This window comes from Gilliamella mensalis, assembly GCF_900103085.1.
GTDB classification, from domain to species: domain Bacteria; phylum Pseudomonadota; class Gammaproteobacteria; order Enterobacterales; family Orbaceae; genus Gilliamella; species Gilliamella mensalis.
Window position 1 is genome coordinate 31,823 of record NZ_FMWR01000022.1, and the last position, 8,368, is coordinate 40,190.

6 protein-coding genes are annotated in these 8,368 nt (G+C 29.6%); all 6 read left to right on the top strand.

Features of this window, described 5'->3' with window-relative positions:
- The first annotated feature begins 172 nt into the window (after nucleotides 1-172).
- The 6 genes from BQ5209_RS10325 (at nucleotide 173) to BQ5209_RS10350 (ending at nucleotide 8,322) form a co-directional block, all read left to right on the top strand.
- On the top strand, nucleotides 173-1,366 hold the full coding sequence (locus BQ5209_RS10325; protein ID WP_085248736.1) for a capsule polysaccharide biogenesis protein: 1,194 nt from the start codon (nucleotides 173-175) through the stop codon (nucleotides 1,364-1,366).
- 11 nt (nucleotides 1,367-1,377) lie between these two features.
- Nucleotides 1,378-2,475, top strand: coding sequence for a stealth family protein (locus BQ5209_RS10330; RefSeq protein WP_085248738.1), 1,098 nt, complete (start codon nucleotides 1,378-1,380; stop codon nucleotides 2,473-2,475).
- Between the two features lie 44 nt (nucleotides 2,476-2,519).
- Nucleotides 2,520-4,214, top strand: coding sequence for a stealth family protein (locus tag BQ5209_RS10335; RefSeq protein ID WP_085248740.1), 1,695 nt, complete (start codon nucleotides 2,520-2,522; stop codon nucleotides 4,212-4,214).
- 29 nt (nucleotides 4,215-4,243) lie between these two features.
- The gene (locus BQ5209_RS10940) at nucleotides 4,244-4,948 is read left to right on the top strand and encodes a CatB-related O-acetyltransferase (protein WP_085248742.1); all 705 of its coding nucleotides are present in this window, start codon (nucleotides 4,244-4,246) and stop codon (nucleotides 4,946-4,948) included.
- A 434-nt stretch (nucleotides 4,949-5,382) separates the two neighbouring features.
- Nucleotides 5,383-6,252, top strand: a complete 870-nt coding sequence (gene htpX / locus BQ5209_RS10345) for a protease HtpX (RefSeq protein WP_085248744.1) — start codon at nucleotides 5,383-5,385, stop codon at nucleotides 6,250-6,252.
- 132 nt (nucleotides 6,253-6,384) lie between these two features.
- Nucleotides 6,385-8,322, top strand: coding sequence for a peptidase U32 family protein (locus BQ5209_RS10350; RefSeq protein ID WP_085248746.1), 1,938 nt, complete (start codon nucleotides 6,385-6,387; stop codon nucleotides 8,320-8,322).
- The last annotated feature ends 46 nt before the right edge of the window (nucleotides 8,323-8,368 follow it).

The window sequence follows — 8,368 nt, forward strand, 5'->3', positions numbered from 1 at the left end:
TAAACTAATAATAGTGTGACTTAAGTACAAAAGTAAATTTTGACAACCTATAGTTTTTTACAAAAATTTACAAAAATTAATATATTTTTATGATATCCTAATAAAAAAATTTAAATATTTTTACATATCAAAGTAAGTTATTTTGCTAACTTAACCTTTTACAAAGAAAGCAATGAGTCACTATTTATACGAATTAGCCCATACTAAGAGTAATATACTTTTATTGCAGGGTCCTATTGGTCCTTTTTTTAAAAATGTTGCAGCATGGTTACAAAATTCTGGATGTAATGTTTATAAAATAAACTTGAATGGAGGTGATGAATATTTCTATCCACACGACAGTGTTTCCTTCTACGAATCAATTGATGCTTTTCCCCAATTTTTAAAAGATTATATCCGACAACATACTATTGATGCGATTGTTGTTTTTGGTGATTGCCGAATTTATCATAAAATAGCTAAATCAATAGTGGAATCTAATTCTAATTTATCATTTTGGGTGTTTGAAGAGGGTTATTTCAGACCCCATTATATTACCTTTGAGAAAAATGGAGTTAATGGTTTTTCTCTCATACCTAAAAATCATGATTTTTATCAAAGTATAGAAATTACGTCTATTGATGAAAGTAAAAATAAATGCCATTATTATTCAATGGCTTACTTTGGAATTATCTATTATATATTTATATTTTTTAAAAAATATAAATATTCTAATTATGTACATCATAGAAAAACATCATTATCTTTTTATGCTTCTCGTTGGACTTTGGCATTAATTCGAAAATTTAAAGCAAAGTTAACCCACCCTAAATTAATAAAAAATATCATTAACAATGATTATAAACCATTCTATATTTTCCCTTTGCAATGTAATGAGGATTTTCAAATACAAGTTCATAGCCACTATCATTCTATGAAATCATATATTTTTAGAGTTATTCGTTCCTTTTCTTTATTTGCTGATAAAAAAAACTATTTATTAATTAAGCATCATCCAATGGATGACGGCTTTCATAATTACGCTCGATTAATAAAAAAATTGGCTAATCGTTATGGTGTTAGTCAAAGAGTTATATATATTCATGGTATCCCTATGCCCATTTTATTGAGGAAAGCAATAGGACTAGTTACAGTTAACAGTACTTGTGGACTTTCAGCACTTATTCACGGGCTACCAGTAATAGCTTTGAGTAATGCTCATTATGATATAAAAGGTCTAACTTTCCAGGAAGGATTAAACCGTTTTTGGAAGGAAGGAAAAAAACCTGACACTCAACTCTTTGAAAGGTATAGAAGCTATTTATATAATAAATCTCAAATTAAAGGCTCTATTTATTATAAGGATTTTAAACTTAATGCTAACTAGTATATCATTTTATGAGTAAACTGACTAAATTTTTCAAAAATCCAGAAGTATTCTTAAGGGATTATTTAATAAAAAAATATCCCCTGTCTTTCGATGAGCAGAAACATGATATCTTTGAAGAAGAAATTTTAATTACAAATGATTTTAAATTGCATAATATTGATATTAATACATGTAATGAGCCCATCGATGTTGTTATCACTTGGGTTAATAATCATGATCCAAAATGGATTAAAAAGTTGGAGTACTATAAAAAGCAACAGAACATAAATGTAATCAATCCAATATCTATAGATAATGCAAGATTTGAAAATCATGGCGAATTATTTTATGTGATTAAAAGTATTGCACTTTTTATGCCATGGATAAGAAATATATTTTTGGTTACAGATGATCAAATCCCAGAATTCGTGTTATCCAATAAAAATAAAGTTGTTATTGTTGATCATAATCAAATAATTGATAAAGCATATCTCCCCACATTTAATTCTCATGTTATAGAGGCCCATTTACATAATATCCCTAACTTATCTGAAAACTTTATTTATTTTAATGATGATGTATTTGTTGCTAGAAAATTACCTAAATCACATTTTATAAGTGGAAATAATTTAACATCTCTATTCTTAAATAGGAAAAATTTAGATTTGATACTTAAAAAGGGGGTTAATACACCTACATTATCAGCAAGTTTAAATTCTAGGCAACTATTATTTAAAAAGTATGGAAAAGATATAAATATTCCTTTGGTGCATACTTATATACCATTAAAAAAATCTTATTTTAATTTGGCATGGTCTTATTTTTTTGAAGATATTAGTAAATTTATTAGTAATCGCTTTAGAGCTAATAATGATATTAATTTAGCTACATTTTTAGTGCCATGGATGATGTATCTTGAGGGAAAATCAATATTGGCTCGAGATATTTGTTACTATTTCAATATTCGCTCTGCATCTGCTAATACAAACTATAATATTTTAAATCATCAAAATAAAAACAAAAGATTACCTCACTCTATTTGTGCAAATGACTTTATTTCACAAAAATCATCTTTTTCATATAATAAAGATGATTTAACTGAATTTTTAAAAAAATTTTACAAATAATTTTTACTAAGGTATTTTATTAATTTATAAATATAAGGAGTCTCATGAAACTTACAGCAAAAACAAAAAGATTGTTTCTCAATCCCAAGCTTCTCTTTGGAAATTATAAAGCTAAAAGAAATAACAATATTTTAACCGAGTTATCTGCCATGGGTTTAGAAGATATGGCATTTAACAAGGATAAAACAAACGATAAAGATAAAGAAAAAAATAAAGATAAAAATAAAGATAAAGAAAAAAATAAAGATAAGGATAAGGATAAGGGTAAAAAGAAAAAGAAAACCCCAACTTATTATCAAAGAGTTGCTATTAATGATAATGGTCAATTATTTTATGAAAGATTAATTGAACTTTGTAAATTAATAAATATCCCATTTATGACAGGAGCCGCTGAGGATCCATGGATGAAAGGAATCCATATTGATTATAAAAATTTGGATATTTTTGTAAAAATGCTTCAATATTGGTTCTCAGAAGAAAGCTACTATCTAAAAGTCGATAATGAATTTTTCTTAATAAAAAATATTAAGAAAAAAGTAGATATTCCTCAACTTAAATTTTTTGATTTAATTCACATTGAAAATGAATATTCTACTAAATCTTTTTCAAATAAGTACTATTCACTTATAAGAATATACTTTTGGAGTCAACAAGACTCATATTCAGCTCTATCTCTTTATACAATTAAAGGAAGTAACAAATTTGTTAGTAAATTGACTCCTGAAACATTTAAAAAATATGTTAATTGTAATAAAAATTTAGATGAATACTTAGAATCTAGTTCAATTTGTCATTCTTTCCCGATCGATGCCGTAATTACTTGGGTTGACGGAGATGATCCTGAGTGGAAAGCTGAAAAAGATTTATATTCCAATCATGTTGACTCGTTACACGGGGAAGGAAGGGCAACTAAAGATGAACGTTTTCGAAATAGAAATGAGTTAAAATATCTTTTAAGATCTCTTGAAATGTTTGCGCCATTTATAAGAAACATTTTTATTGTAACTTGTGGGCAAACTCCAGAATGGTTAGATATAAACAATGCTAAAATAAAGCTAATCGATCATAAAGATATTTATAAAAATAAAGATGCTTTACCTACTTTTAACTCAAGTAGTATTGAAACACAGCTTCATCATATAGATGGATTATCAGAAAATTTCCTCTATTTTAATGATGATTTTATGTTAACAGATTTTTGCACGCCGGAAGATTTTTTCTTTGCTAATGGGATTATGAAGTATTTCCCTGCTGAAACTAGAGTTTATGAAGATGATATTGATGACTCTAGAGAAGAATATTTATTATCTGATCGTAACGCAATTGGCTTAATTAAAAAAGAGCTTGGAAAATCTGGTAATGATATAATGTTGCACTGTCCTTATCCTTCCAAAAGAAGCCTTTTATATTTTCTAGAAGATAAATTCGAAATGGAATTTTCGAAATGTGAAAAAGAAAGGTTTAGGTCTAAAAATGATTTAAGACCAATTGCCTTTATGCAGTATCATTATGGATTCCAAAAAGGGCTAGCAGTGCCGTCCATCTTACCACATCGTTATTTAGCTTTATACAAAAAAACAATTGATAAGCAGTTTAATGGTGTTTTCAAAACACGAAAATATAAAACTATTTGTATTAATGATGTTGCAGTTCCTGAAGATAAACTTTTATCTGTAAACGATTTGACTATTGATTTTTTAGAGTCTTATTTTCCTTTAAAATCATCATTTGAAAAATAGCTTTATATATTCAAATAGGAGCCGATAATATGAATCACGATCAAAAAGTCATTCTGCAAAAACATAAAATATATACATATAAAGGAACTATATTTGAAAATAGCGCTGAAGTTTTATGTGAAGCACCTCTAAAAATTGGAGGTGAAATATCATTCAAAGGTTCTATTGGTGCATATACATATATAAGGAAGGGTTGCAGATTATCACCAGGATTAAAATCGATAGGGCGCTATTGTTCAATAGCGCCTGATGTCAAAATAGGTGATGGTAATCACCCCACAAATTGGTTATCAACAAGTCCTTTTCAGTGGGGAGCTTTTCCCATACCTATAGAATATCCATTGGAAAGTGGAATCGTTTTTAAAAAACCTAATAAAACAACAACAATTGGCAATGATGTATGGATAGGAACAAATGTTACTATCACACCAAACGTGACTATTGGTGACGGCGCTGTAATTGCAGCTGGATCCGTTGTTGTCAAAGATGTTGAACCTTATTCGATAGTAGGTGGTGTACCAGCTAAAGTAATTCGTTACAGATTCAATGATAAAATTATTGAAAGATTACTAAAACAGCAGTGGTGGAGATTTGCCCCTGATATGCTGTCTGGAGTTAGTTTTGATAATCCAGAATTAGCCTTAGATCAAATAGATAATTTAATAAATACTAAAAAAATATCTGAAGATCGCCCCACTATTGTGAAAATTGGACCCATGGGGGTTATACTATGAATGGTATTACTTTAATAATTGCCGCATAAAAAAACAAATGTGTAGAAGCTTTAAGAAGTAGGAATTATAAAGGTTAATGGTTAGTGAATATATAACTAATTTTATATAAAAACGTATACTTATCTGAAATCTTCGACAAGCATTACTCAATTGACAATAATGCTTGTCGAATAATAATTAAGCTATCACATTGTACATATATAACTATCTACTTATTAAGTGAATTTTTAGCCCATCAAAGTAGTTTTCTATGCCTTGAATTACTTTATCTAATACTCCTAATGAAAATTGAAAATTGAAAATTGAAAATTGTATATTAGTGCAAATTAGAGTTATATTTTTGCTATTTATAATATATTATTAGCCATATTTAGAGATAACCCCCATTAATTTTTTAATAATTTAAAATAGTAATAAAAAGAGAAATATTTATTATGATGCGAATTGGATTATTTATTTTAACTAACTTAGCTGTTATGTTTGTATTCGGAATTATTCTAAGTATCTTAGGCGTTGATTCACATAGTACGCTAGGATTACTTATTTTTGCAGCAATCTTTGGTTTTGGTGGATCTTTTATATCCCTTCTATTGTCTAAGCGAATAGCTTTGCGATCAGTAGGAGGGCAGATCATTATCCAACCAAGTAATAATCAAGAGCAATGGTTACTTGATATTGTTCGTCGCTTATCAACTGAACTGAATATAAAAATGCCAGATGTTGCTATTTATGATGCTCAAGACGTTAATGCTTTTGCGACTGGTGCAAGCAAAAATAGCTCTCTTGTTGCGGTAAGTTCTGGTTTATTAAATACGATGACTAAAGATGAAGCTGAAGCGGTGATTGGTCATGAAATGAGTCATGTTGCTAATGGTGATATGGTTACAATGACTTTATTACAAGGTGTACTTAATACTTTTGTTATTTTTATTTCACGAACTTTAGCGTCTGTTGTAGCTCAAGCATTGGATGATCGCAATCGCGGCTTATCACAATTAACATATTTTATAATAGTTATGGTGTTTGAAATGGTATTTGGTATTTTAGCAAGCCTTATAGCTATGTGGTTTTCTCGTTATCGAGAATTTCATGCTGATGCTGGTTCGGCTAAATTAGTTGGAAACGCAAAAATGATTGCAGCTTTAGAAAAACTTAAAACTAGCTATGAGCCAAGTGAAGATACTTCAATCTTAGCATTCTGTATTAATGGTGCTAAAAAAGCAAAATTTTCAGAATTATTTATGTCTCATCCTCCCTTAGAAAAACGTATAGAAGCTTTACGAAATAATACTTACCAAAATTAAAGTTAGCTAAGCTATAACAATATTTATACGCAAACGTATAATCATCTGAAACTTTTTGACAAGCGTGACTAAATTAATAATAATGCTTGTCAAATAAAAATATCAAAAATTTGCTTTTTTAAAGAGTTAATAATGTCATATCATTGCACCAATAATAGATTAGAATTACTTAGCCCCGCTAAAAATATTGAAATTGCACAGCAAGCCATTTTACATGGCGCAGATGCCGTGTATATAGGTGGACCTAGCTTTGGAGCTAGGCATAATGCTGGTAATTCCGTGAGCGATATTGCTCAGTTAGTCGAATTTGCTCATCGTTATTATGCAAAAGTGTTTGTAACCTTAAATACCATTCTTCACGATAACGAACTTGAAGCAGCAAGACAACTTATATGGCAGTTTTATGATGCGGGTATTGATGCGTTAATTGTGCAAGATATGGGTATTTTAAATCTGGATATTCCCCCGATAGATTTGCATGCTAGCACTCAAATGGATATTCGAACACCTGAAAAAGCCAAATTCTTGTCTGATGTGGGCTTTTCACAAATAGTATTGGCTCGTGAACTTAATTTAGCTGAGATAACCAAAATTAATGAGCAGATTGATGCAAAAATAGAGTTTTTTATACATGGTGCACTTTGTGTGGCATTTTCTGGACAGTGTTATATCTCTCATGCACAAACAGGGCGTAGTGCAAATCGGGGAGATTGTTCCCAAGCTTGTCGGCTTCCTTTTACCTTAAAAGATAATCAAGGTCGTATTGTTGCTTATGAAAAACATTTATTATCAATGAAAGATAATAATCAATCGGATAATTTGAACGAATTAATTCAAGCTGGTGTGAGATCATTCAAAATAGAAGGGCGTTATAAAGACATAAGTTATGTCAAAAATATTACCGCTTTTTATCGTCAAAAAATAGATAATATTTTAACTCAATCACCAGATTTACAACCTGCGTCAAGCGGTCGAACCGAATACTTTTTTACACCAGATCCTAACCGAACATTTCATCGAGGAAGTACAGATTATTTTCTGCATGGAAGAAAGCCAAATATAGGCGCTTTCGATTCGCCTAAATTTATTGGCTTGCAAGTTGGAGAGATAATTGAGGTAACTCCAAAAACTATCGACATTAAATCTGAGAAAATATTAACTAATGGAGATGGTTTAAATGTACTAATAAAACGAGAGATTTTTGGATTTAGAGCCGATAAAGTTGAAAAACTTTCGGTCAATCAATACCGAATTTATCCAAATGAAATCCCTAAACCACTTTTTTCAGTTAAATTACCTTATGTGGTTAATCGAAATCTCGATCACATGTGGCAACAAAATTTATTGAAAGAATCAAGTAATCGTAGAATTGGCGTGTCATTTGAACTACATAATATCAAAAACGGAATTGAGCTAATAGCAAAAAGTGAAGAGGGGATTTGTGTTAAGCAAGAACTAAATGGGGCATTCGATCTTGCAGATCAACCTGATAAATCATTAAAAAACATTACCGATAATTTATCAAAATTAGGACAAACTATATATTATCTAACTAATTTTAAAGTGAATTTATCAACCATTTATTTTATTCCAAGTAGCCAACTTAACCAATTTAGACGGGATGCTATTGATAAATTGACAGCCACAAGATTAGCGAATTATCGTCCCCAAAAACGTAAACCTGAACAGAAGCCAGCTCCAATTTATCCTGAAAATCATTTAAGCTTTTTAGCCAACGTTTATAATCATAAAGCAAGAGAATTTTATACCCAACATGGGGTTGAATTAATCGAGAACGCCTATGAAGCACATGAAGTTAAAGATGATGCACCATTAATGATAACAAAACATTGCTTACGATTTGAGTTTAATTTATGTCCAAAACAAGCAAAAGGAATTCAGGGTGTTAAAACCAAAGTTACACCAATGAAATTGATTCAAAATAATGAAGAATTGTTGTTAAAGTTCAATTGTAAAGCTTGTGAAATGCAAGTATGGGGCAAAATCAAAAAACATATTTTTAAAATGCCGCTTCCTGGTAGTGATGTTATTTTGATAACAAAGAATTAAGTTATCTATGATAATAGGAAAATCACAAATAAAAATACACAGAAAA